The organism is Nocardia pseudovaccinii (genome assembly GCF_050942345.1).
Taxonomy (GTDB): Bacteria; Actinomycetota; Actinomycetes; order Mycobacteriales; family Mycobacteriaceae; genus Nocardia; species Nocardia pseudovaccinii.
Map to the genome: position 1 here is coordinate 1,949,204 of NZ_CP192074.1, position 23,087 is coordinate 1,972,290.

The window sequence follows — 23,087 nt, forward strand, 5'->3', positions numbered from 1 at the left end:
GAGCCTACTGCCGGGTGCGGTCGGGGAGTATGACCATTCGGTGACGTGAACCTCAGTCCGCGGACTTGTGCCGCTGGTAGTAGCGGGCGACGCGGACCCGGTTGCCGCAGCGTTCGGGTGAGCACCAGCGACGGCGCGGGTGTGCGGGCAGGAACAGCAGAACGCAGTCGTCGGCCTCGCAGCGCTTCAGCTTGCCGATCGATGGATCGGCGAGCAGGTCGGCGGCGGCTTCGGCCAAGACCGCGGCCAGCTTCTCGGCCGCCGTGCCATTGCGGCGCACCGTCGCGATCACCGCATCGCCGCCCCACTCGAGCTGTCGGATCGAGGGCGCGGCGGCCTGCGCGGCATTGAGTCCGCGCAATGCATCGGTGGGCGGGCGTCGTTCATGGAGCAGTGCGTCCAAGGCTGTGTTGGTGAGGTCGCGCACCGCATGAACGGCGACGAGGTCGCCGGGAGTGGGGTGTACAACCGCGAGCTCCGGGAACCGGTCGGCCTGCAGCGCAAGCCAATTCGCGAGGTCATCCGGGGTCGCCAGCAGATCGACACCGGTCGGCCGGGTATTGACCAGGTCCAATGCCAACGGCTCGCCGACCAGCAGAGCTTCAGTCATGGTTCTAATGCTACATCTAGCAGTTGACACATTAGAAGTCGATCCGCTAGAACTAATGCAACATCACGTAAAGAAAGCATGTGAAGCCATGATCGAGCTGCCAGTCATCCACCACCGCCACATCGATGTCGACGGCGTCGAGGTCCACTACCGCGAATCGGTCCCCAACCGCGCGGACGCTCCCGTGCTATTTCTGCTGCACGGCTTTCCGTCGGCCTCGCACCAGTTCCGTAGGCTCTTCGATGTGCTCGGCGCGCAGTACCGGCTGCTCGCCCCGGACTACCCGGGCTTCGGAAACACCACCGAACCAGCCGATTTCGACTACTCGTTCGAGCGATTGGCCGATGTCGTCGAGGGTTTCGTCGAACGGCTGGAACTGCGCGAGTTCGCCATGTACGTCTTCGATTTCGGCGCTCCGGTCGGCTTCCGGATCGCGCTGCGCCACCCCGAGTGGGTCAACGGCCTCATCGTCCAGAACGGCAATGCCTACGAGGCGGGACTGTCGGATCTCGCTCGCGACTTCACCGCATTGCGGCCCGAGGACGAAGGAGCCGAAGACACGATTCGCGGTCTGCTCACACTGGAAGGAACCCGCGGTCAGTACGAGCAGGGCGTCTCCGACGCGACCGTGCTCAGCCCCGAATCGTGGATCCTCGATCAGTACTTCCTCGACCTGCCCGGCCGCAAGGAGGCCCAGGTAGCCCTGGCCTTCGACTACAAGTCGAATGTCGCTGCCTACCCCGAATGGCAGCAGTGGCTGCGCAAGTACACCCCGCCCACCCTCGTCGTCTGGGGCTCGAACGACCCCTTCTTCCCCGAGCCCGGCGCGCACGCCTACCTCGCCGATCTCCCGGACGCCGAGCTGCACGTCTTCGATACGGGCCACTTCGCGTTGGAGACGCACCTGGGCGAGATCGCGCCGCTCATCGCCGACTTCTTGGACCGCCTCCCCAGCTGAACGAAAAGCAAAGGCGCCGTCCGCAACTCGCGGACGGCGCCTCGCAAAATCAGCGTCAGCTGTAGATCTTCTCCACCTCGGACGCGTACTGCTTCATCACCACGGCCCGCTTCAGTGACATCTTCGGCGTCAGCTCACCGGTCTCCTGGGTCCAGTCGACGGGCAGGATGCGGATCTTCTTGATCGCCTCGGCATGCGAGACCTTCTTATTGGTCTCCGCGACCGCCGCGTTGATCTCCGCTACCAGCGCCGGATTCTCGATGATCTGCTCGATCGGGGTCTCGACGGGCAGGTTGTTGCGCTCCTTCCAGCCCGGCAGCGCCTCCGGATCGAGGGTGATCAGCGCGCCGACGAAGGGCTGTCCGTCGCCGACCACCATGACCTGGCTGATCAGCGGGTGGGCGCGCAGCGAATCCTCCATCAGACCGGGGGAGACGTTCTTACCGCCCGCGGTGACGATGATTTCCTTCTTGCGGCCGGTAATGGTGACGTACCCGTCGCCATCGACGGCGCCCAGGTCGCCGGTCTTGAACCAGCCGTCGGTGAACGCCTCCTCGGTGGCCTCGGCATTGCCCCAATAACCGTTGAAGACAACCGATCCGCGCAGCAGCAGTTCGCCGTCTTCGGCGATCTTCACCGCATGGCCCTCGATCGGCTTGCCGACGGTGCCGACGCGAATATTGCCGGGAGTGTTCACGGTGATGGCCGCGGTGGTCTCGGTGAGGCCGTAGCCCTCGTAGATAGTGACGCCGACGCCGCGGAAGAAGTGGCCCAGGCGCGCACCGAGCGGTCCGCCGCCGGAGACCGCGGCCTCGCACTGACCGCCGAGCGCGACCCGCAGCTTGCTGTAGACGAGCTTGTCGAAAACCGTGTGCTTGAGCTTGAGCACCAGTCCGGGCCCACCGTTGTCGATGGACTGGCTGTAGGCGATGGCGGTTTCGGCGGCCGCGTCGAAGATCTTGCCCTTACCGCCGTCGTGGGCCTTCTGCTTGGCGCTGTTGAACACCTTCTCGAAGACGCGCGGTACCGCGAGGATGAAGTGCGGGCGGTAGCTGCCGAACTGTTCGACCAGGGTGGACCAGTCGGCGGTGAACGCGACGATCACCTTGGCGTCGAATGCGGCCAGCGTGACGGCACGCGCGAACACGTGCGCCAGCGGCAGGAACATCAGCGTCTTCTTGCCCTCGGCGACGTACTTGTTCAGCGCGATCCGGTCGGACTTCGACTCCGCGTACAGATTCGAATGCGAGAGCATGACGCCCTTGGGGCGGCCGGTGGTGCCCGAGGTGTAGATCAGGGTGGCCGGGGACTTGGCATTGACCTCGGCGCGGCGCGCGTGCACGGTCGCGTCGTCGAGGTCGGCGCCGCGCGCGATCAAATCGTCGACGGCGCCCTTGTCGATCTGCAGGGTCTCCTTCAGATCCGGCAGCGCGCCCGCCTCGATCTCATCGATGACCTTGCGGTGCTTATCGCTGTCGACCACCAGCAGCTTGGTGGCGGAGTCCTGCAGGATCCACTTGGCCTGTTCGGCGGCCGAGCTGTCGTAGATGGCGACGGTGCATCCACCGGCGGCCCAGATGGCGAAGTCCAGCAGCACCCACTCGTAGCGGGTCGGGGCCATGATCGCGACGCGATCGCCGAGCTCGAGACCGGAGGCGATGAGGCCCTTGGCCACATCGGTGACCGTCTTGGCGAATTCCGCGGCCTTGATTTCCCGCCAGCCGCCACCTTCGGTGACGTTGAACAGCACCGCGCCGGGCGACTCCTCGGCATGCCGGAAGACGTTATCGGAATTGTTCGCATCTTCCGGGACGGTGTAGGAAGCCGGGGCTTCGAACTCTCGCATCAGTGCCCTTCCACGTGGGTTTACTCGCCAGTAATCTACGACACCTGTGACCGGGACGTCATTCCGGCCACCGGAAAACCGGTCCGGTTCAGTTCGGCGGCACGTCTGCAGTCTCGTCGGGGCCCCGATGTGTGGTCGTCGGACGGAGTCGGTCTCGAGTTTCGTGCGTTCGAACTAGCGCAGGTGAGCCACTATCTATCCTAGGTGGCGCAGCGAGATCGGTTGGACCGCTTCCCGCAGGAAATCGGCAAGTTCGGTCAGTGCCGCCGCGGCGGGCCCGACGAGCGCGGCCTGCAGTTGGGCGACGTGCCATAGCCCCTGGCTCTCGGTGAACCTGGTATGGACGCCCGCAACCCGCAGTGCCGTCACGAATTCGACACATTGCGCATGCAGCAGTTCGCTGACATCGACCTGTACATACGTCGGCGGCAAACCGCGCAGCTCACCGTGCAGCGGTGCGTAGCCGGTGTCCTTGCCGTCGCCGTCGCCGAGATAGGCCGCGGCGCATGCGCGCGACCACGGCCGATTGATCACCAGATCGCGGAACTTGTCCGGGACCTGATTCGGATCCACCCACGGCGCGATCAGGCCGAGCGCCGCCGGGGTGTAGCCGTGTTGGGCGATGAGCCGCTGCGCGGTGGCCAGCGACAGTCCGCCGCCCGCCGAATCACCCGACAGCGCAATCTGTTCGGGGCGGTAGCCGATATTGCCGACCAGCTCCAGGAAGGCCGACTCGGCGTCCTCCAGTCCGGCCGGGAACGGGTGCTCCGGCGCCAATCGGTAGTCGAGAACATAGACGGTGCAACCGGTTTCGTGCGCCAGCCGGGCGGCCAGTGAACGGTGCGTCGCCAGCGATCCGATCGCATAGCCGCCGCCGTGCAGGTAGAGCACTGCGCCCGCGTTCAGGTTCGGCCTGGCCGAACCCGCCGTGATTCGTTCCGCGGGTCGCCCGCCGAGGCGGAGCCGGTGCACGGTCGTGCCCGATGGCAAAAACTGTGCGCGCGAACCGATATCGAGCAGCAGCCGCTGCATCTGCCACGGCAGTCGCGCGTTCAGTGAGACCCGGAAAATCGGACTCAGCAGCGCTCGCGCGACGGGTAGCGGGATGTTGATGTCACGCATGGGTTTTCCTCGATTCCCCGGGCTCGTTCAGGGTAGGAAGGGACGGTTCACCGCGGCGGCGATGCGCTGGTAGCCGGAGGCGGTGACCCGGACGAACAGGTCGAGCACCTTGGCCTCCCAGCCGATCAGCACGCGACCGTGTCCCTTGCGGACGCCCTCGGTAATGGTCTGCGCGGCCATTTCCGGTGTGTGAATGGCCAGCTTCTTGTCGAACAGCGATGCGGCGCTCTGGCTGTCGATGCCCTCGGCATAGGTGGCATTGCGGGCGACGGCGGTCTTGATGCCGCCGGGATGCACACAGGTCACCTTGACCGGATGCTTACCGGCAAGCATCTCCTGGCGCAGCGACTCGGTGAACCCGCGCACCGCGAATTTGGCTGCGTTATAAGCACTCTGGCCCGGGACGGCGATGAGGCCGAACAGGCTGGAGACATTGACGACGTGGCCGTCGCCGGATTCGATCAGCAGCGGCAGGAAGGCCTTGGTGCCGTTGACGACGCCCCAGAAGTCGACGTCCATGATGCGCTCGATGTCCTTGAACTCCGAGCGGATCACCTCGCCGTGGTAGGCGATGCCCGCGTTGTTGTAGATCTGGTGCACCTTGCCGAAATGCGCTTTCACGGCGTCGGCGTACAGCAGTACCGCTTCGCGCTCGGTCACATTCAGCCGATCGGATTTGATTTCGGCTCCGTACGCCTCGCAGCGGCGCACCGTCTCGGCCAGGCCGTCGGTATCGATATCGGAGAGCGCGAGTTCGGCGCCGCGCCTGGCCAGGTTCTCCGCGAGGGCGCGGCCGATGCCGGAACCCGCCCCGGTGATCACACAGACCTTGCCTTTGAAGTAAGCATCATTGCGCCCACCAGTCGCCCGACCGCCACCCCCCACGGAATCGCTTCGCGATGCTGCATTCACTGTGCCACCACTTTCAGATCGTCTCGGGAGCTTTCGACGCTAGTCGTCTCATAGGCGGAGACGTCGAAATTCTTTGTAATCCTGCGGAATTCGAAGGTGAAATCCGGCCAGAGCGTGGTGTTGTTGCCGTGCTTGTCCAGGTACCAGCTGGCGCAGCCGCCGGTACTCCACACGCTTTTCACCAGTTTGCCCTGCAGGTTCTTGTTGTAGGTGTCCTGCACCGCGCGCTTCACCTCGACCGTGCGCAGGCCGAGGCGATCGACAGTGGCCAGAGCGTCGGCGATGTAGTTGATCTGGGATTCGATCATGTACACCATCGAGGTGTGGCCGAGGCCGACGTTCGGGCCGAGCAGGAAGAACATATTGGGGAAGTTGGCGACGGCCGAACCCTTGTAACCCTGCTGGCCGATCTCGTCGAATACCTCCGCCAGCGTGCGACCGTCCTTGCCCGAGATGGCGTCGTAGGTCGGCGAATCCGTGACGTGGAAGCCGGTCGCGACGATGAGTGCGTCGATTTCGCGTTCGGTGCCGTCCTTGGTGACGATGGAATTCGCGCGCACCTCGGCGATGCCGTCGGTGACCACATCCACATTCGGGCGGCTCAGCGCCGGGTAGTAGTCGTTGGAGATCAGCATGCGCTTGCAGCCGATCCGGAAGTTCGGGGTGACCTTCTTGCGCAGCTCGGGATCGCGGATCTCGAGCTGGAGCTTGGCCTTGGAGATCAGCTCGAAGGCCTGCATCAGTGCCGGAACCTTGGCGAGGCCGACGACTTGGGTTTCGCGGGCGGCGTAGATGGCGGCGCGGGATAGTCGCTGGAAGCCCGGGATGTGCCGGAAGGCGAAACGCTCCGGCAGGGTGTACGGGCGGTCCATGCGGGGAAGCAGCCACGGCGCGGTGCGCTGGTAGACGTCCAGGTGCGCGACCTTCGGGGCGATGGACGGCACGATCTGGATGGCCGAGGCTCCGGTGCCGATGATGGCGACGCGCTTGCCGGTCAGATCGGCATCGTGGTTCCAGCGCGCGGAGTGGAAGATCTCGCCCTCGAAACCGTTGATGCCCTTGATATCCGGGAGCGCGGGCTCGCACAGTGCGCCGACGGCGGACACGACGGTGTCGGCGGTGAAGCTGCCCCGGGTCGATTCGATATGCCACAGGTTGGTGGCGTTGTTCCAGCGGGCCGCCGTCACGTCGCAGTCGAACAGGTGCTTGTCGAGCACGTTGTACTCGCGCGCGACACCCTGGATGTACTGCTGGATCTCGCCCTGCTTGGAGAACGAGCGCGACCAGTTCGGGTTCAGCGCGAACGAGTACGAGTACAGGTGCGACGGCACGTCGCAGGCCGCGCCCGGGTAGGTGTTGTCGCGCCAGGTGCCGCCGACATCGCTGCCGCGTTCCAATACGAGGTAATCGTTGCGGCCCTGCTTGCTCAACCGGATTGCCAGGCCCAGACCAGCGAAACCGCTGCCGATGATGATGGTCTTGACGTGGCGGTTGCCGACAGCTTTGTCTGTAACCTTGCGACTCATGTAATGCAGACTACGACGCTATTGAGCACGAGTCAACAGTATTGAGCAGCGTTCAGTAAGATGGGCCCGTGAGTAGTCGAGGCACCGGAGAAACTGTCAAGCGCACCCGGCTCAGCCCGGAAGAGCGCCGTCTACAACTGATCACCCTGGGCGCCAAGATGCTCGGGGACCGCGCCATCGAAGACATCTCGATCACCGAAATCGCCGGGGAAGCCGGGATCTCGCGTGGCCTGCTCTTCCACTACTTCCCGACCAAACAGGACTTCCAGCTGGCGATAGTCCGCCATGCCAATGCCGAGCTGCTGGAGCGCGTCGCACCGGACCGCACCCTCGGCGTGTTCGAGATGCTGCGCGATTCGATCGAGCGCTACATCGAGTACGTCGGCGAGAACCGCAATTCGTACGTATCGCTGCTGCGCGGCCCGGCGAGTGTGAGCGCCGAGGTGCTCCCGCTCGTCGACCAGACCCGCAACGCCATCATCGGCATCATCCTGACCGAAGTGCCCGTCGACATTCCGGACACCGACCGGCCCCGCCTCACCCTCGCCATGCGCGGCTGGATCGCCTTCGTAGAGGAAACCACCCTCACCTGGCTCCGCCACGAAACCATCACCCGCGAACAACTGGTCGACCTCTTGGTCGAATCCCTACTGGCCCTGGCCCTTTCGCTGAACCCCGCGCTGGCCGCCGCGCTTCGCGGGTGAGCTGCGGGCGATTTGCTGTTGCGAGTACTTCTGGAAGATCGCGCAAACGACAACAACCCGGCGTATAACTGCGTTTAGTATGTATAAACGAAGTTAACGTCACCTATGTTGTCGTTTTCCAGCCGAAGGAGTGTCGTGGACTGGCCATCGTGCCGAATCGAGGACCAGGCTTGGAATTCGCGTCAGCGGCGGGGTTCGCGGGCGGACCGTACTCTCGAGCGAATCGCCGTGTCGATTCCGGCGCGCATTGCCGCCCTCGACTACGACGCCACCGGCGCGGTCGCTCGTGCCCATGAAGCGGCGGTGATCGCGGTCGCCCGCCTCGAGGCGGGCTTCGGCGAACATCTGGCCCCGCTCGCGGACTTCCTCCTGCGCAGCGAGTCCGTTGCGTCATCGAAGATCGAGCACATCGACGCGGGCTGGCGTGCCTTCGGTAAGGCCGTCGCCGGTGGCAAAGCAACTGACGAGGCGCAATCGCAATTGGCGGCGGTCAAAGCATTGATCGCGATGGTCGATGCGGCGGGTGCCGGCCCGATCACCCTGGACACAATGCTCGACGCGCATCGGCTGCTGATGGCCCCGGACTATTACGCCGCCCGTGATAGCGGCAGCCTGCGCGATGTGCAGAACTGGATCGGTGGTAGCGACTACACCCCGATCGACGCGGAATACATCCCGCCGCCACCGGAACTGGTGGTCGAGTTAATGGACGACCTGCTGGTTTTCGTCAACCGCACCGACCTACCGATCCTCGCGCAGGCGGCCATCGCGCACGCACAATTCGAGTCCATTCACCCGTTCACCGACGGCAATGGCCGCATCGGCCGCGCACTCATCAGCGCCATCCTGCGCCGCCGCGGCCTGACACAGCGGGTCACCGTGCCGCTCGCCTCGGTGATGCTCGCCGACACCGGACGCTATTTCGCCCAACTGACCGCCTACCGGGACGGGCGCGCCGACGCATTCGTCGAATACGTCGCCGTCGCCGCGATCCACTCGAGCGAGGCCGCGCAGGACTCTGCCCGTGTCCTGGCCGGACTACCGGCCCACTGGCGCGCTATTGCCCGTCCACGCGCGAACTCGGCCGACGAAGCGCTCATCGCCGCCCTGCTGGACACCCCGATCTTCAACGCGGATACCGCTCAACAGATCACCGGTACCACTGATGCCAATGCGTATCGAGCCCTCGGCCGGTTGACCGAGGCGGGCATCCTCGAAGTACTTTCCACCAGCAAACGCAACCGCATCTGGGCCGCAGTCGATGTCCTGGCCGAGTTGGATGCTCTGAGCGCTGCCATTGGCAAACGGACAACAGAACATCCGTGAGAGCGCTCTTGCGGCGGATATCCTGACGTATGGGTCTGTCTCGTCGGCAGCTGTTGAGGGTGGGTACGGCTGGATCGGTTGCGGTGTTGGTGGGGGCATCGGCGGCGAGCAGTGGGCGGTTTCGGGCGCCGCGGTGGTTGGGGGATCCGTTCGCGTTGGGGGTGGCCTCGGGGGATCCGCTGCCGGATGGGGTGGTGTTGTGGACGCGGTTGGCGCCGGATCCGTTGGCGCCGGACGGGCTCGGGGGCATGGCGCAGCATCCGGTGACCGTCGATTACGAGGTTGCGCACGACGAGCAGTTCCGGGACGTGGTGGCGCGGGGGAGTGCGGTCGCCACGCGAGAGCTCGCACATACCGTGCATCCGGAGGTCGGGGGACTGGAGCCGAATCGCTGGTACTTCTACCGGTTCCGGGCGGGCTCGGCGATTTCGCCGATCGGTCGCACCCGAACCGCTCCATCGACTGGACAGCCCACTGCGCGAATGCGATTCGCGTTCGCATCCTGTCAATCGTGGACTTCCGGCTACTACACCGCCTATGAGCACATGAGCGCCGAAGACCTCGATCTCGTGGTGCACCTCGGGGATTACATCTACGAACGCGGCTGGAACCGTGGCCGTGCGGGGATGTCGGTGGAGCCCTATCTGGCCGCCGAAGCCGTCGATCTACCCGGCTACCGGCTGCGCTACGCCCAGGCCAAGGCCGAACAACCGCTGCGCGCCGCGCACGCGGCCTTCCCGTGGCTGGTCACCATGGACGACCACGAGATCGACAACAACTGGTTCGCCGACCATCCCGGCCTCGGCCTCGACATCTACCGCATCCCCACACTGTTCCGCCGCCGCAAAGCCGCCGCCTTCCAAGCGATGTACGAACATCAGCCACTGCGCATCGCGGCCCTGCCGTCCGGCCCGACCATGCGCATTCATCGCCGCTACACCTTCGGCGACCTCGCCGACATCACCATGCTCGACACCCGCCAATACCGCACCGGCGGAGCATGCGGCAACGGCAATATCGGCGACGATTGCCCCGGCCGACTTTCGCCCGATCGCTCGATTCTGGGTGCACCACAACGCGATTGGCTGCTCGACGGCCTGACCCGCTCCTCCGCCCGCTGGCAGATCCTCGGCAATCAGGTGGCCATGGCCAAATCCGACTACGACCCCGGCCCAGCGACCAATTTCGGTACCGATGCCTGGGACGCCTACGTCGCCGACCGCAACACCGTCCTCGCCACCGCTGTCGCCCGCGATATCCACAATCTCGTCGTCATCACCGGCGACCGCCACCACAATTACGTCGCCGACCTCCGCCCCGACTACGCCACTCCCGAATCCCCGGTCGTAGCAGCCGAATTCACCGGCACCTCGATAACAACCGGCGGCGACGGCACCGACATGAACCCCACCGGCCGCAACCTCCTGGCCGCCAACCCCGACATGAAATTCTTCAACTCCCAACGCGGATACGTCCGCGTCCACCTCGACCACACCCTGTGGCACACCGACTTCCGCACCGTCCCCTACATCCGCCACCCAGGCGCCCCCATCCGAACCCGCGCGAGTTTCGTCGTACAAGACCGAATCCCAGGCGTCACGCCAGCTTCGCGCCCTGACCCCGGCGCCGCCCCCGGCAGCGCTGGGGCGCCACCGGCCCCACGGTGATAACTGGCTACCACGAGCAACGCCGGGCCGAATCACTCTGGGGGAGAGTGGATTCGGCCCGGCGTCGGGTCAGCGGGAAGCTACGCGGTCGGCTCGAAGGCCTCGGCGACGATTTCGGCTTGCTCCACGGCGTGCACCTTCGACGAACCCGAGGAGGGGGCCGACATGGCGCGGCGGGAGATGCGGCGGAGTTTGGTGAAGCGCTCCGGGAGGAGTTCCGGGAGGTTCAGGCCGAAGAAGGGCCAGGCGCCCTGGTTGGCCGGTTCCTCTTGGACCCAGGCGATATCCGTCGCGTTCGGGTAACCGGCAAGCGCCTCGTTGAGGCGGAACTTGGGCAGCGGGTAGAGCTGCTCGATGCGGACGATCGCGACGTCTTCGCGCTTCTGCTTGGCCTTTTCGGCGACCAGCTCGTAGTAGAGCTTGCCGCTGGTGAGCAGGACACGCTTGACCTTGCTGCGGTCGCCGACGCCCTGTTCGTAGGTGGGCTCGTCGAAGACCGAGCGGAACTTCGATTCGGTGAAGTCCTTCAGGTCCGAGACCACAGCCTTGTTGCGCAGCATCGACTTCGGGGTGAAGACGATCAGCGGGCGGCGGATGCCGTCGAGTGCGTGGCGGCGCAGCAGGTGGAAGTAGTTCGCCGGGGTGGACGGCACCGCGACCGTCATCGAGCCCTCGGCGCACAGCTGCAGGAAGCGCTCGATGCGACCGGAGGTGTGGTCCGGGCCCTGACCCTCGTGACCGTGCGGCAGCAGCAGCACGACCTCCGACAGCTGACCCCACTTGGCCTCACCAGAGGAGATGAACTCGTCGATGATGGACTGCGCGCCGTTGACGAAGTCACCGAACTGCGCTTCCCACAACACGAGTGCGTCCGGGTTGCCGAGCGAGTAGCCGTATTCGAAGCCGACGGCGGCGTATTCGCTCAGCGCCGAGTCGTGTACCGCGAACCAGCCCGGGGTGGAGCTGCCGATGTTGTGCAGCGGGGTGTATTCCTCGGCCGTCTTGCGGTCGATGATCACCGAGTGGCGCTGGGTGAAGGTGCCGCGACGCGAGTCCTGGCCGGTCAGGCGCACCGCGCGACCCTCGTCGATCAGCGTGCCGAAGGCGAGCAACTCGGCGAAGGCCCAGTCGACCTTGCCCTCGTACGCCATTTCGCGCCGCTTCTCCAGCACCGGCTTGACGCGCGGGTGCACATTGAAGCCCTCGGGGACACCGAGGAAGGCGTCGCCGATGCGCTGCAGCACGGTCTTGTCCACGGCGGTCACGACGGTCGCAGGCACCTGCTGGTCGTCCTCGACCGATTCGCTCGGCTCCGGGACGTACTTCTCCAGCTCGCGAACCTCGTTGAAGACCCGCTCCAGCTGACCCTGGTAGTCACGCAGCGCGTCCTCGGCCTCTTTGAGCGAGATGTCGCCACGGCCGATCAGGCTCTCGGTGTAGGCCTTGCGCACCGAGCGCTTGGTGTCGATGACGTCGTACATGTACGGCTGGGTCATCGACGGGTCGTCGCCCTCGTTGTGGCCCCGACGCCGGTAGCAGATCATGTCGATCACGACGTCCTTGCGGAACTTCTGACGGAAGTCGACCGCCAGACGCGCCACCCAGTCGCAGGCCTCCGGGTCGTCACCGTTCACGTGGAAGATCGGCGCGCCGATGAACTTCGCGATGTCGGTGGAGTATTCGGTGGAGCGGCTGTTCTCCGGTGCGGTGGTGAAGCCGATCTGGTTGTTCACCACGATGTGGATGGTGCCGCCGACGCGGTAACCGCGCAGCCCCGACAGGTTCAGCGTCTCCGCGACCACACCCTGACCCGCGAATGCGGCGTCACCGTGCAGCATCAGCGGCATGACGGAGAAGCCTTCCGGCCCATCACCCTTGTTGAACAGGTCCTGCTTGGCGCGGACCAGACCCTCGAGCACCGGGTCGACCGCCTCGAGGTGCGAGGGGTTGGCGGTCAGCGAGACCTCGATCTCGTTGTCGCCGAACATCTGCAGGTAGGTGCCGCGCGCGCCGAGGTGGTACTTCACGTCGCCGGAGCCGTGGGTGGCGGCCGGGTTCATGTTGCCCTCGAACTCGGTGAAGATCTTCGAGTACGGCTTGCCGACGATATTGGCGAGCACATTGAGGCGACCGCGGTGCGGCATACCGATGACGACCTCGTCGAGCGAATGCTCGGCGCACTGGTCGATGGTGGCGTCCATCATCGGGATGACGGCTTCGGCGCCCTCGAGCGAGAAGCGCTTCTGGCCGACGTATTTGGTCTGCAGGAAGGTTTCGAAGGCCTCGGCCGCGTTCAACCGGTTCAGGATGTACTTCTGCTGTGCGACAGTCGGCTTGACGTGCTTCTGCTCGACCCGCTCCTGAATCCACTGCAGCTGCTCGGTTTCCAGGATGTGGGTGTACTCCACACCGACGTGGCGGCAGTAGGCATCGCGCAGCACCGAGAGCACATCGCGCAGCTTCATCCGCTCCTGGCCGTGGAAGCCCGCGACATCGAAGGTGCGGTCCAGGTCCCACAGGGTGAGGCCGTGCTGGGTGACATCGAGGTCGGGGTGGCTGCGGAACTTGTCCTTGACCAGCCGCAGCGGATCGGTGTCCGCCATCAGGTGGCCGCGGTTGCGGTAGGCCGCGATCATCTCGAGCACGCGGGTGCTCTTGTCGACGCCGCGTTCCTTGACGTCCTTGCGCCAGCGCACCGGCTCGTACGGCACGCCGAGGCCGTGGAAGATCTCGTCGTAGAACTCGTCGCTGATCAGCAGGTTGTGGATGGTCCGCAGGAAGTCGCCGGACTCCGCGCCCTGAATGATGCGGTGGTCGTAGGTCGAGGTCAGGGTCATCAGCTTGCCGACGCCGAGCTCGTTGATGCGCTCGTCGCTCATGCCCTGGAATTCGGCGGGGTACTCCATCGCGCCCGCGCCGATGATCGCGCCCTGGCCCGGCATCAGCCGCGGCACCGAGTGCACGGTGCCGATGGTGCCCGGGTTGGTCAGCGAGATGGTGACGCCGGTGAAGTCGTCGATGCCGAGTTTGCCGTCGCGGGCGCGGCGCACGATGTCCTCATAGGCGGTGTGGAACTGCCCGAAGGTCATGGCCTCGCAGCCCTTGATGGCCGCGACGACCAGCGAGCGGCTGCCGTCCTTGCCCGCCAGGTCGATGGCGAGACCGAGGTTGGTGTGCGCCGGAGTGACCGAGTTCGGCTTGCCGTCGATTTCGGCGAAGTGCCGGTTCAGATTCGGGAACGACTTGACCGCCTGCACGATCGCGTAGCCGAGCAGGTGGGTGAAGGAGATCTTGCCGCCGCGGGTGCGGGCCAGGTGGTTGTTGATGACCAGGCGGTTGTCGATCATCAGCTTCGCCGGAATGGCGCGCACGCTGGTCGCGGTCGGGATGGCCAGCGACGCGGACATGTTCTTGACCACGGCGGCGGCCGGGCCGCGCAAAACCTTTGCCTCGTCGGCAGCGGTGTCGGCGGGCTTCGGCGCGCCGGAGGTGGGCGCGGCATTCGAGGTCGGCGCGGGCGTCGTCTGCGGCGCGCGGGCGGTGGGCTTCGCGGGCGCGGGAGGCTTGGGTGCGGCGGGTGCGGGCGCTGCCGGAGCGGGGGCCGCAGCGGCGGGGGCCGCGTTCACCGGCGCGGGGGCCGGTGCCGGGGTGGCCACCTGCGCGGGCGCGGCGCTGCTGTTACCGGAATCACCCGGGACCTCGGGCGTGTAATCGGCGAGGAACTCGTGCCAACTTTCATCGACGGAAGATGGATCCTGTTTGTACTTTTGATACATCTCATCGACTAGCCACTGGTTCTGTCCGAACTGGGAAGTTGAGCTGCTCACAGCAGGTGTTCGCCTCATTTCGTTCTTCGCGCTGCGACGTTTGTGACGTGCCCGGCACGGGGATCAGCGGATGCGCGCCGATGCGCCCTCTCTGAGGATAGGCCCAGCAGCAAATCAGTGGATCGACTGACCGCCGGACAACCCCGATCCCAAAGATGACGACCCGTCCTCACCCGAGAATATTCCCCCCGTTTCGCTGGCCGCCGCCCAGAGCTGGGCATAGCGGCCGCCAGCCGCAACCAATGTCTCGTGCGGCCCGATTTCGGCGATTCGCCCGCGTTCCACGACGGCGATCCGATCGGCTCGCGCGGCGGTGCCCAGCCGGTGCGCCACGACGACAGTGGTCCGGCCGCGGGACAGCGATCGGCTCGCTACCAGCACCGATGCTTCGGTCTCCGGATCGAGGGTGGCGGTGGCCTCGTCGAGCAACAGCAGATCCGGACGGACCAGTTCGGCCCTGGCGAGTGCGATCAGTTGGCGTTGGCCCGCCGAGAGGCCGCGGCCGCGCTCGCCGATCGGATGACGCATGCCCTGCGGTAGCGCGGCGATCATGTCCGCCGCACCGACCGCGGTGGCGGCCGCCGCGATCTCCGCTTCGGTCGCGGAAGGTTTCCCGAATGCAATGTTGCTGGCGACGTCGCCGGTGAAGAGGTGAGCTTCCTGGGGGACGATGCCGAGCCGGGCGCGGTAATCGGTGAGGCGGTAGTCGCGGATGTCGATGTCGTCGACGGCGATCGCCCCCGGGTTGTCGCCGGGCAGGTCGTAGAGGCGGGCCAGCAACTTGACGATGGTCGATTTGCCCGCGCCCGTCGGTCCGACCAAGGCCAGCGTGGATCCGGCCGGAATCCGCAGTGACACTCCGTCGAGGGCGGGCTTCTCGGTGCTCGGATAGTGGAATCGGATGTCGTCGAGGACGACCTCGCCGCGCAATCCGTGGTCGATCGCGATCGCGTCCGGTGGATCGGCGGCGATCGAGGATGGGGTGCGCAGCAGGTCGCCGATGCGGCGCAGGCCGACGCGCGCCTGCTGGTAGCCGTCGAAAACCTGGGACAGCTGCAGGATCGGGCCGAAGAGCAGTTGCAGGTAGAGCACGAAGGCGATGAGGGTGCCCGCGGTCGTGGTGTTCTCGGCGACTTCACGCGCGCCGAAGTACACGACCGCGGCCAGCGCCAGATCCGCCCAGGCGATGACGAACGCGAAGTACATGGCGATCGCGCGCTGGGCGCGCATCCGGCTGGCGCGGTAGCGATCGGAGTATTCGGCGAAGCGGCGGGCGGCGACCGGCTCGTGCCGGTTGGCCTGGACGGCGCGCAGTCCGGCGACATTTTCCTGGAAATCGGCGTTGACGGTCGAGACGTGTTCGCGCGAGACGGTGTAGGCGGTGGAGGACACGCGACGGAACAGCGCCGTCGCCACCAGCAGCGGCGGCAGCGCGATCAGCACCACCGCGGCCAGCGAGGCATCGATGATCAATAGTGCCACCGCGATACCGACCAGGGTGAGTGCGCCGATCAGCGTGGTCGCGACGCCGGTTTGCAGGAAGGTCGAGAGTGCGTCCACATCGGTGGTCATCCGGGTCATGATGCGACCGGACAGCTCGCGCTCGTAGTAGTCCAATCCCAGCCGTTGCAGATGGGCGTAGCTGCGCACGCGGAGCCCGTAGAGGACGCGTTCGCCGCTGCGGGCGGTGAGGACGGTGGTCGCCGCGCCGACCGCTAGACCGAGCACCACCAGCACCGCGCCGAGCACTCCGGCCCGGGCGAGTGCTCCTGAATCATGGCCGCTCACACCGGAATCGATGGCATAGCGGACGATCGGCGGGAAGGCGACGCCGATGAGGGTGTCCAGTGCGAGCAGGGTGATTACGGTCAGAACCAGCCAGCGCACCGGACGCAATAGGCGGGCGAGCCGGAATCCGGGTTCGGGTTGGCGCAGCTGTTCGTCGTCCAGGCCGGGTTGTTCGGTGGCCGGTGGCAGACGTTCGATGGTGCGGCGCAGTTCCGGGGTTTCGCTGAGATCGGCGGCTGCGCCGGAGAATCCGCCCGGGCCGCTGGTTGGTGTGGTGGTGCGGGCGAAACTGGTAGTAGTGCGTCCGGGGCCGCTAGCGGTGGCCCGTCCGGGATTGGTAGCGGCGGTGCCTCTGGAATCGGTGGCTGGGGCGTGTCCGGCATCGGTGGTGGCGCTTCCGAAAGCGCTGGTGCGCCTGGAACCGGCTGCCGTTGGAATGTCAGCGATTGTGGCTTCATCGTTGGCATATGAGACCGGCCCGGGGAGCCGGATCACCCGATCCGCATGGGCCAGTGTGGATTCCCGATGCGCCAGGATCAATGTGGTGCGTCCGCCCGCATCGGGCAGTTTCTCGAAGATGGCCGCCTCGGTCACCGCGTCGACCGCGGAGGTCGCGTCATCGAGCACCAGAATCCGTGGCCGCGCCAATAGCGCTCTGGCCAACGCGATTCGCTGCCGCTGCCCGCCGGAGAGCGTCAATCCGCGTTCGCCGACCACGGTGTCGTAGCCGTCGGTGAGTTCGGCGATGAACTCGTCGGCCGCGGCAAGCTTTGCCGCATAGCGGATTTCGGCGTCGGTGGCCTCCGGTCGACCGAGCGCGATATTCGCGGCGATGGTGTCGCTGAACAGGAACGGGTCGTCGAACACCACCCCGACCGCGCTGCGTAAATCGGATGCGCGCAGGTCGGCGATATCCACCTGCTCAGTGGTTTCCGCGGATCCGAACAGGCGGATGGTGCCGGAATCCGGGGCGTAGAAGCGGGGGAGAAGCAGTGACAGCGTTGACTTTCCAGAGCCTGCGGGCCCGATGACGGCAACAGTTTCGCCGGGCCGCACGGTCAGATCGAGGTCACGCAGAATGGGCTGCGAGGTCTCGAATCCGAAAGTCAGCGAATCGATTTCGATACCCAGTGGCCCATCGGGGAGCTCGGCGGGAACGGGCGGGTCGGCGATTTCGGGCGCGGCATCGATGACCTGGTAGACGCGCTCGGCGGCGGCCCTGGTCAGCTGGGCCATGATCACCACCGACGACATGGTGCGGGTGGTGACGGTCATGGTGGTGACATATGCGGAGAAGGCGAGAAAAGTGCCGATGCCGATGACGCCGTGCAGGGCGAGCAGCCCACCGACAACGATCACCGCGACCAGTCCGGCTTGCGGAATCGTGGTCACCACGGGGGCGAAGCGCGCATTGATCTTGGCGGCGCGCATGCGCTCGGCGTAGAGAACGCGACCGTGCTTCTCCAGCACCCGCACCATCCGGGCTTCCTGCCCGAAACCCTTGACCACCCGGACGCCGGTGACGGTCTCTTCGACATGTTGCGCGACCTCGGCGGCTCGCTGCTGCGCCGACCACGTTGCCGCGTAGAGGCGGGGCCGCATCCGATACACCAGCACCGCGATTGCCGGAACCACCAGCAACGCGACGGCGGCCAGCGGCGGCGACAGCCACACCATCACCGCGGCGGCCAGCAGGAACTCCAGCAATGCCAACCCGGACAGCGGCGTCATCGCCAAAAGGCCCTGCACCAACTGCAGATCCGTGATCGAACGAGACACCACCTGTCCGGTGCGCAGCGTGTCCTGCCCGACGCCGTCCAGCCGCTGCAGCGAGGCGAGCAGGCTGACACGCAGCGAGTGCTGCACATCGAGGGAAAGCCGCCCGGCCAACATGCGGCGTCCGAAGGCCGCCGAGAAGCGGCCGAATGCGACCAGGGCGAGCAGGGCCGCGATGGTCCCGATGACGGAGGTGTCACCGACTCCGGCCGCATCGACCGCGCGCTTGGTCAGCAGTGGCGCGGAGATCTCGACCAGTGCTCCGGCCGCCAGTGCGATCGCGATGCCCGTGACCGTGCCCCGGTGCCCCCGACACTCGGTCCACAGTCTGCGCATCCAACCCATATCGCGCTCGGTCACTCCGCTGCTCACCCCGTCTTGTCGTGCTGGTACCGACGGTAATGACACGTGCCGCACCGCTGTTTGTTCCCCGCGGCCGGGGCTGGATCAGATGTCGCGGGTGCGCAGCAACCACCACGCACCGCCCGCGGCGGCGATCGTCCAGAGAATGAGGACCACCAAGGCGGCAGGTGTGGGGGCCAAGAAGTCGCTGTCTTTGAAGGAACCGACGGCGACGGTGCTGACGGTGGCGGAGCCGGGCAGGACGGTGACCACTCCGGCGAAACCGATCGCCTTGGCGACGACCCAGATCAACGGCTCGATGATCACCAGCCAGCCGAGCATCGCCACGACCGCGGTGGTGGAGGTGCGCAGCAGCAGGCCAAGGCCGGCGCCGATCAGGGACCAGCAGACCGCGGCGAGCAGCCCGCCGCCGAGGACGGCGAGTAAGCGCACTCCGAAGTCGAATTTGCCGCGGCCGAAACCGAGCAGGCAGGCGAAGGCGATGAGTTCGACGACGAAGGTCGCTGCCAGGGCGAAACCCGCGGTGACGAGGAACTTCGCGGCGACGAGCCGGTCCCGGTCGGAGGTGAACAGGGCAGTGGTCGGCATTGTCGCGTAACGGTATTCGGCTCCCGCACCGGCCGCGCCGAAGGCGCCTGCCAGCACGATCGCGACCGCGAGACCGATATAGAGCCCGATGGTCGCCGCGCCCGTGGCCGGATTGGATTTCGGATCGGCGGGTCCGGCGAGCAGTGCGGTCACCGCGCTCGCGACGAGGGCGACCGCGGGAATCAACGCGGCCAGGATTCTGCTGGCGCGCAGTGTGCTGACCTTGCGGACCTCGGAGTTGACGGCCGGAACGAGGTCCGGTGGCAGAACGGCGATCATCGTGTAATCCCGTGGGGGGTCGGTTGCTGCGGTGCGATCCCGGCATAGGGGGCGGGCTGGGGCGGGCGGGCCGGTTTGACCAATGAGGCGAGCACTCGGTCGGGATGGATCTGGTCGGCGGCGATATTGTCCACGCGCACACCGGCCGCTGTCGCCGCCGCGCGAATCTGCGCTTCGGTCGCTTCGGCCACGGCGAGGCGTCCGTCGGGGCGGATCACCGCATCGGTGAAGCCCTGTGCGGCCAACATGGTCGCGAGTGCGATCGGGGTCGATGCGGCGACGACCAGTCGATCGGGGTGGCCGCGCCGAATCCGGGCAGGGGTGCCCTGATAGACCACCGAGCCCTCGCTCACGACAATGATGTTGTCCGCCATCGGAATCACGTTCGCGAGGCTCTCGCTGGACAACAGGGCCGAGCCACCGCGACGGGTGTGCCGCCGCAGGAGGTCCGCCAGCCAGGTGCGTTCCGCCGCGTCGAGACCGGCCAAGGGCTCGTCGAGAATCAGCAGCTGCGGATCACCGAGCAGCGCGGTCGCCAGGGCCAGCCGGGTCTGCGATCCGTCCGACAGCTCGCCCGCCCGTGTCCTCGCCGACTCACCGAGGCCGACCAGCTGGATCACCTCGTCGACCCGCGCGTCCTCGACTCCCGCGGCCGCCGCATACACCAGCAGATGATCACGCGCGCTTCGAGCCGGATGCAGCCCGCGTGGCTGCAACATGCCGCCGACGACGACCGCGGATCCGTCGCGCCGCCGCGAGCCCGGCCCGCCGACCGCGGCGGTTCCGGAGGTCGGCTGGTGTAGACCGAGCAGGATCCGCATGATCGTCGACTTACCCGCGCCCGCCGGACCCACCAGGGCGGCGGTGGTGCCGGAAGGCACGGTGAAGCTCACGTTTTCGACCGCGGTGACCAGGTCGTAGCGCTTGGTCAGGCCGCGGACGGAGAAGGCGAGCGGTCGGCCCGCGCTCATCGTGGCGTGGTCGGGGGTTGCGGCTTGGCCGGATCCAGGGCGGGCAGCGGATCGGCGTCGATGACGAGCTGCCGATCGGCGGGCCAGGTCACCGGCGCGGGTCCGAATGCCTTGCGCGCGTTGCCGATCGTGGTCTTACCGAGCGCCCGATTGCCGACGCTGCCGATCACCGCTCCGATACCGGCGGGCACCACCTTGCCCGCCATCAATGCGGCCCGCTTGGTGATGAAGCGGATGATGAATCGCTTGAGCAGCGAATCGTTCATGCTCGACAGGCCGGGAATCCTATTGGCGAACAACGTGCCCCAGTTCTTCGCCGAATGACCGACCGTCTTCTCGACGATCTCCATCCCGCTCTCACCGAGCACGACCGCGAGCACCAGCGCCCGCCGCGTCTCTTGGTCCTCCGGGGAGATGCCGTGCACGGCCGCGACGGCCAGTGTGAACACCGCGGACGCCTCCATGAAGAAGGTCGTCTCGGCACTGACCGCCGCGAGTGCCGCGATGGTGCCGACCCCCGGCACCGCGGCCGTCGCGCCGACCGCACCGCCACTGCCGGTGACCGCGAGCAGGTATTGGTGCTCCAGCCGCTCGATGATCTGCGCGGGGTTCTCCGACGGATGCGAACGCCGCAGCCGGTCCACGTACTTGGCGACCGCGGGAGCCTGCAGGCGGGACCCGGTATCGAGTAGCTGGACCACCGTCTTCTCGAACGTGCCTTTGAACACGGCGATATCCTCCTCTTCCGCCCGTACGGAACGACCTTATTGCACCGGCCGCTATCAACTCGTCATGACAACGATGTACCCGGTCGGCCGGGTTCCCGATGGGGGATGGCAGCCGGCGGAGCCGGCGGGGTGGGTGTGCCCGGTGTCGGTTCGATCACGCCGGTTCGCGCAGGGCGGGGACCCTTTCCGTGAGCGGTGGTGGTGGCGGCGGGGTGCCGTCGCCGAATGGCCTGCCGCCCAGCGCTTCTCGGCCGTGCGGGGTCAGCCAGTTGGTCAGCTCCGGACCCTTGGGCACGATCTGGGTCGGGTTCACATCGGTGTGCACCACGTAGTAGTGCGCCTTGATCTGCCCGAAATCGATGGTGTCGCCGAATCCGGGCGTCTGGTAGAGATCGCGCACATAGGCCCAGAGCACCGGCATTTCGCTCAGTTTGGAGCGGTTGGTCTTGAAATGGCCGTGATAAACCGGATCGAAGCGGACCAGTGTGGTGAACAGCCGGATATCGGCCTCGGTGATGGTGTCGCCCACCAGGTAACGCTGGGTGGCGAGCCGTTCGGACAGCCAGTCCAACCGAGCGAAGAGCCGATCGTAGGCCGCCTCGTACGCCTCCTGCGTACCAGCGAATCCGCACCGATAGACGCCGTTGTTGACATCACGGAAGACGGCCAGGTTCACCTCGTCGATCTCGGCCCGTAGCTCACGCGGGTACAGCTGCGGCGCGCCGGGGCGATGGAGTTCGGTCCATTCGGTGGAGAAGTCGAGGGTGATCTGCGCGTAGTCATTGGTCACCACCTGCCCGGTGGGGACGTCCACGATCGCGGGCACCGTGATGCCGCGCGGGTACGCCGGGAACCGCGCGAGGTACGCGTCGCGCAACCGGGGGATGCCGAGCACCGGATCCACCCCACCGGGATCCAGATCGAAGGTCCAGCTGAGCTTGTCGTGCGTAGGCCCGCACAGCCCGAGCGATATGACGTCTTCCAACCCCAGCAACCTGCGCGCGATCAGCGTGCGGTTGGCCCATGGACAGGCCCGCGCCGCAATCAGCCGATAGCGGCCCGACTCGACCGGATACCCGTCGCGTCCGTCGGCGGTAATACGTGTGGTGATGTAGTTCGTGTCCCGGTTGAACTCACCGGGCTCGACGTAGGAGCCGTTTTCCGATACCGACTTGGTCACCCGCCTAGTCTGGCAGATCGACGCCTTACCCTTGCCGCATGAGTGATACGAAGGCCACCAGGCTGATCCGGGAAACCACCGACGCCGGCGCCGAGGTCGCGACCCTCACCCTGGCCAATCCGCCGCTGAATCTATTCGACCAGTCGATGCTCGACGCGCTCGTCGAGGACCTCGCCGAGCTGTCGGCCGATCCGCCGCGCGCGGTGCTGCTGCGGGCCGAGGGCAAGCTGGTCTCCGGTGGTGTCGATGTGCACGTCTTCGACGGGCTCCTCTCACCCACCCCGCCGACTCCGTCGGCTGCCATCCCCTCAGCGGTCGACCAGGGCGCCGAGCTGTGGCGCACCCTGTTCGCGCAGATCATCCATCCGCTGGAGGCGCTGCCGTGTCCGGTGGTTTTCGCCGCGCACGGCCTGACCCTGACCGCCGCCTTCGAAATGGCCCTGGCCTGCGACATCATCCTGGCCGCGCCGAAGGCGAAATTCGGGCTGGTGGAGACGGTCGTCGGCCTTACGCCGTCGATGGGCGGGCCACAGCGACTGGCCGAGCGCGCCGGTTCGGGCCGCGCCCGCGAATTCGTGATGACCGGTGACCTCTACGACGCCGCGACCATGGCCGAATGGGGCGTGGTCAACGCCATCCACGACGATGTCGATGCCGCCGCGAAGGACTTGACGAATCGCCTGGCCCAGGGCCCGACCCGGGCCCATGCCGCGACCAAGCAGATCATCGAGGCGTGGCGATCCGGCGGTGTGGCGCACGCGGATTCGGTGACGCCGGAGGTGTCCGGTGCGCTGTTCGACACCGCGGATCTGCGCGGCGCGGTGCGCAGCTTCTTGGAGGCCGGACCGGGAAAGGCGACCTACACCGGTCGGTGACGGCGAGGACACGTTCGTCACCTGATCGGGCGCTGCCGGAC

16 protein-coding genes are annotated in these 23,087 nt (G+C 66.4%); 5 read left to right on the plus strand and 11 right to left on the minus strand.

Annotation, left to right across the window (positions count from 1 at the left end; translation table 11 throughout):
- Nucleotides 1–52 precede the first annotated feature (52 nt).
- The gene (locus ACQPZ2_RS08825) at nt 53–610 is read right to left on the minus strand and encodes a CGNR zinc finger domain-containing protein (protein WP_433525097.1); all 558 of its coding nucleotides are present in this window, start codon (nt 608–610) and stop codon (nt 53–55) included.
- Between the two features lie 88 nt (nt 611–698).
- Between ACQPZ2_RS08825 and ACQPZ2_RS08830 the strand changes: the two genes are divergently transcribed.
- Nucleotides 699–1,568 (plus strand): alpha/beta fold hydrolase, encoded by an 870-nt coding sequence (locus tag ACQPZ2_RS08830; RefSeq protein ID WP_433525098.1) that lies wholly within the window; start codon nt 699–701, stop codon nt 1,566–1,568.
- 55 nt (nt 1,569–1,623) lie between these two features.
- On the opposite strand, the gene ACQPZ2_RS08835 is transcribed toward ACQPZ2_RS08830, so the two are convergent.
- The 4 genes from ACQPZ2_RS08835 to ACQPZ2_RS08850 all read right to left on the minus strand — a co-directional run bounded on the left by ACQPZ2_RS08835 (nt 1,624) and on the right by ACQPZ2_RS08850 (nt 6,974).
- On the minus strand, nt 1,624–3,414 hold the full coding sequence (locus ACQPZ2_RS08835; RefSeq protein ID WP_433525099.1) for an AMP-dependent synthetase/ligase: 1,791 nt from the start codon (nt 3,412–3,414) through the stop codon (nt 1,624–1,626).
- A 195-nt stretch (nt 3,415–3,609) separates the two neighbouring features.
- The gene (locus ACQPZ2_RS08840) at nt 3,610–4,536 is read right to left on the minus strand and encodes an alpha/beta hydrolase (protein ID WP_433525100.1); all 927 of its coding nucleotides are present in this window, start codon (nt 4,534–4,536) and stop codon (nt 3,610–3,612) included.
- 27 nt (nt 4,537–4,563) lie between these two features.
- Entirely contained in the window at nt 4,564–5,421 is an 858-nt protein-coding gene (locus tag ACQPZ2_RS08845) for an SDR family NAD(P)-dependent oxidoreductase (protein WP_433525101.1), read from the minus strand.
- A 23-nt stretch (nt 5,422–5,444) separates the two neighbouring features.
- Nucleotides 5,445–6,974: a flavin-containing monooxygenase gene (locus tag ACQPZ2_RS08850; RefSeq protein ID WP_433525102.1), complete on the minus strand. Its 1,530-nt coding sequence runs from the start codon at nt 6,972–6,974 to the stop codon at nt 5,445–5,447.
- Between the two features lie 68 nt (nt 6,975–7,042).
- Between ACQPZ2_RS08850 and ACQPZ2_RS08855 the strand changes: the two genes are divergently transcribed.
- From ACQPZ2_RS08855 to ACQPZ2_RS08865, 3 genes are all read left to right on the plus strand, one after another.
- Entirely contained in the window at nt 7,043–7,678 is a 636-nt protein-coding gene (locus tag ACQPZ2_RS08855; RefSeq protein ID WP_433525103.1) for a TetR/AcrR family transcriptional regulator, read from the plus strand.
- A 105-nt stretch (nt 7,679–7,783) separates the two neighbouring features.
- Nucleotides 7,784–9,004, plus strand: a complete 1,221-nt coding sequence (locus ACQPZ2_RS08860) for a Fic family protein (protein ID WP_433525104.1) — start codon at nt 7,784–7,786, stop codon at nt 9,002–9,004.
- Between the two features lie 29 nt (nt 9,005–9,033).
- Entirely contained in the window at nt 9,034–10,671 is a 1,638-nt protein-coding gene (locus ACQPZ2_RS08865) for an alkaline phosphatase D family protein (RefSeq protein WP_433525105.1), read from the plus strand.
- Nucleotides 10,672–10,751: 80 nt separating this feature from the next.
- Here the strand turns inward: ACQPZ2_RS08865 and ACQPZ2_RS08870 are convergent, their stop codons facing one another.
- The 6 genes from ACQPZ2_RS08870 to ACQPZ2_RS08895 all read right to left on the minus strand — a co-directional run bounded on the left by ACQPZ2_RS08870 (nt 10,752) and on the right by ACQPZ2_RS08895 (nt 22,171).
- Nucleotides 10,752–14,516, minus strand: coding sequence for a multifunctional oxoglutarate decarboxylase/oxoglutarate dehydrogenase thiamine pyrophosphate-binding subunit/dihydrolipoyllysine-residue succinyltransferase subunit (locus ACQPZ2_RS08870; RefSeq protein ID WP_433525106.1), 3,765 nt, complete (start codon nt 14,514–14,516; stop codon nt 10,752–10,754).
- A 96-nt stretch (nt 14,517–14,612) separates the two neighbouring features.
- Entirely contained in the window at nt 14,613–18,407 is a 3,795-nt protein-coding gene (locus ACQPZ2_RS08875) for an ABC transporter ATP-binding protein (protein ID WP_433527366.1), read from the minus strand.
- Nucleotides 18,408–18,509: 102 nt separating this feature from the next.
- Nucleotides 18,510–19,292: an ABC transporter permease gene (locus tag ACQPZ2_RS08880; RefSeq protein WP_433525107.1), complete on the minus strand. Its 783-nt coding sequence runs from the start codon at nt 19,290–19,292 to the stop codon at nt 18,510–18,512.
- Entirely contained in the window at nt 19,289–20,263 is a 975-nt protein-coding gene (locus tag ACQPZ2_RS08885) for an ABC transporter ATP-binding protein (RefSeq protein ID WP_433525108.1), read from the minus strand. Before ACQPZ2_RS08885 ends, ACQPZ2_RS08880 begins: the two co-directional genes overlap by 4 nt.
- Nucleotides 20,260–20,991, minus strand: coding sequence for a membrane protein (locus tag ACQPZ2_RS08890; RefSeq protein WP_040695046.1), 732 nt, complete (start codon nt 20,989–20,991; stop codon nt 20,260–20,262). Before ACQPZ2_RS08890 ends, ACQPZ2_RS08885 begins: the two co-directional genes overlap by 4 nt.
- Before the next feature lie 154 nt (nt 20,992–21,145).
- Nucleotides 21,146–22,171 carry a glutathione S-transferase family protein gene (locus ACQPZ2_RS08895; protein WP_433525109.1) on the minus strand — a complete coding sequence of 342 codons (1,026 nt, stop codon included), beginning with the start codon at nt 22,169–22,171 and terminating at the stop codon, nt 21,146–21,148.
- Nucleotides 22,172–22,209: 38 nt separating this feature from the next.
- Between ACQPZ2_RS08895 and ACQPZ2_RS08900 the strand changes: the two genes are divergently transcribed.
- Complete coding sequence (locus ACQPZ2_RS08900) at nt 22,210–23,046, plus strand: enoyl-CoA hydratase/isomerase family protein (protein ID WP_433525110.1); 837 nt, start codon at nt 22,210–22,212, stop codon at nt 23,044–23,046.
- Nucleotides 23,047–23,087: the final 41 nt, after the last annotated feature.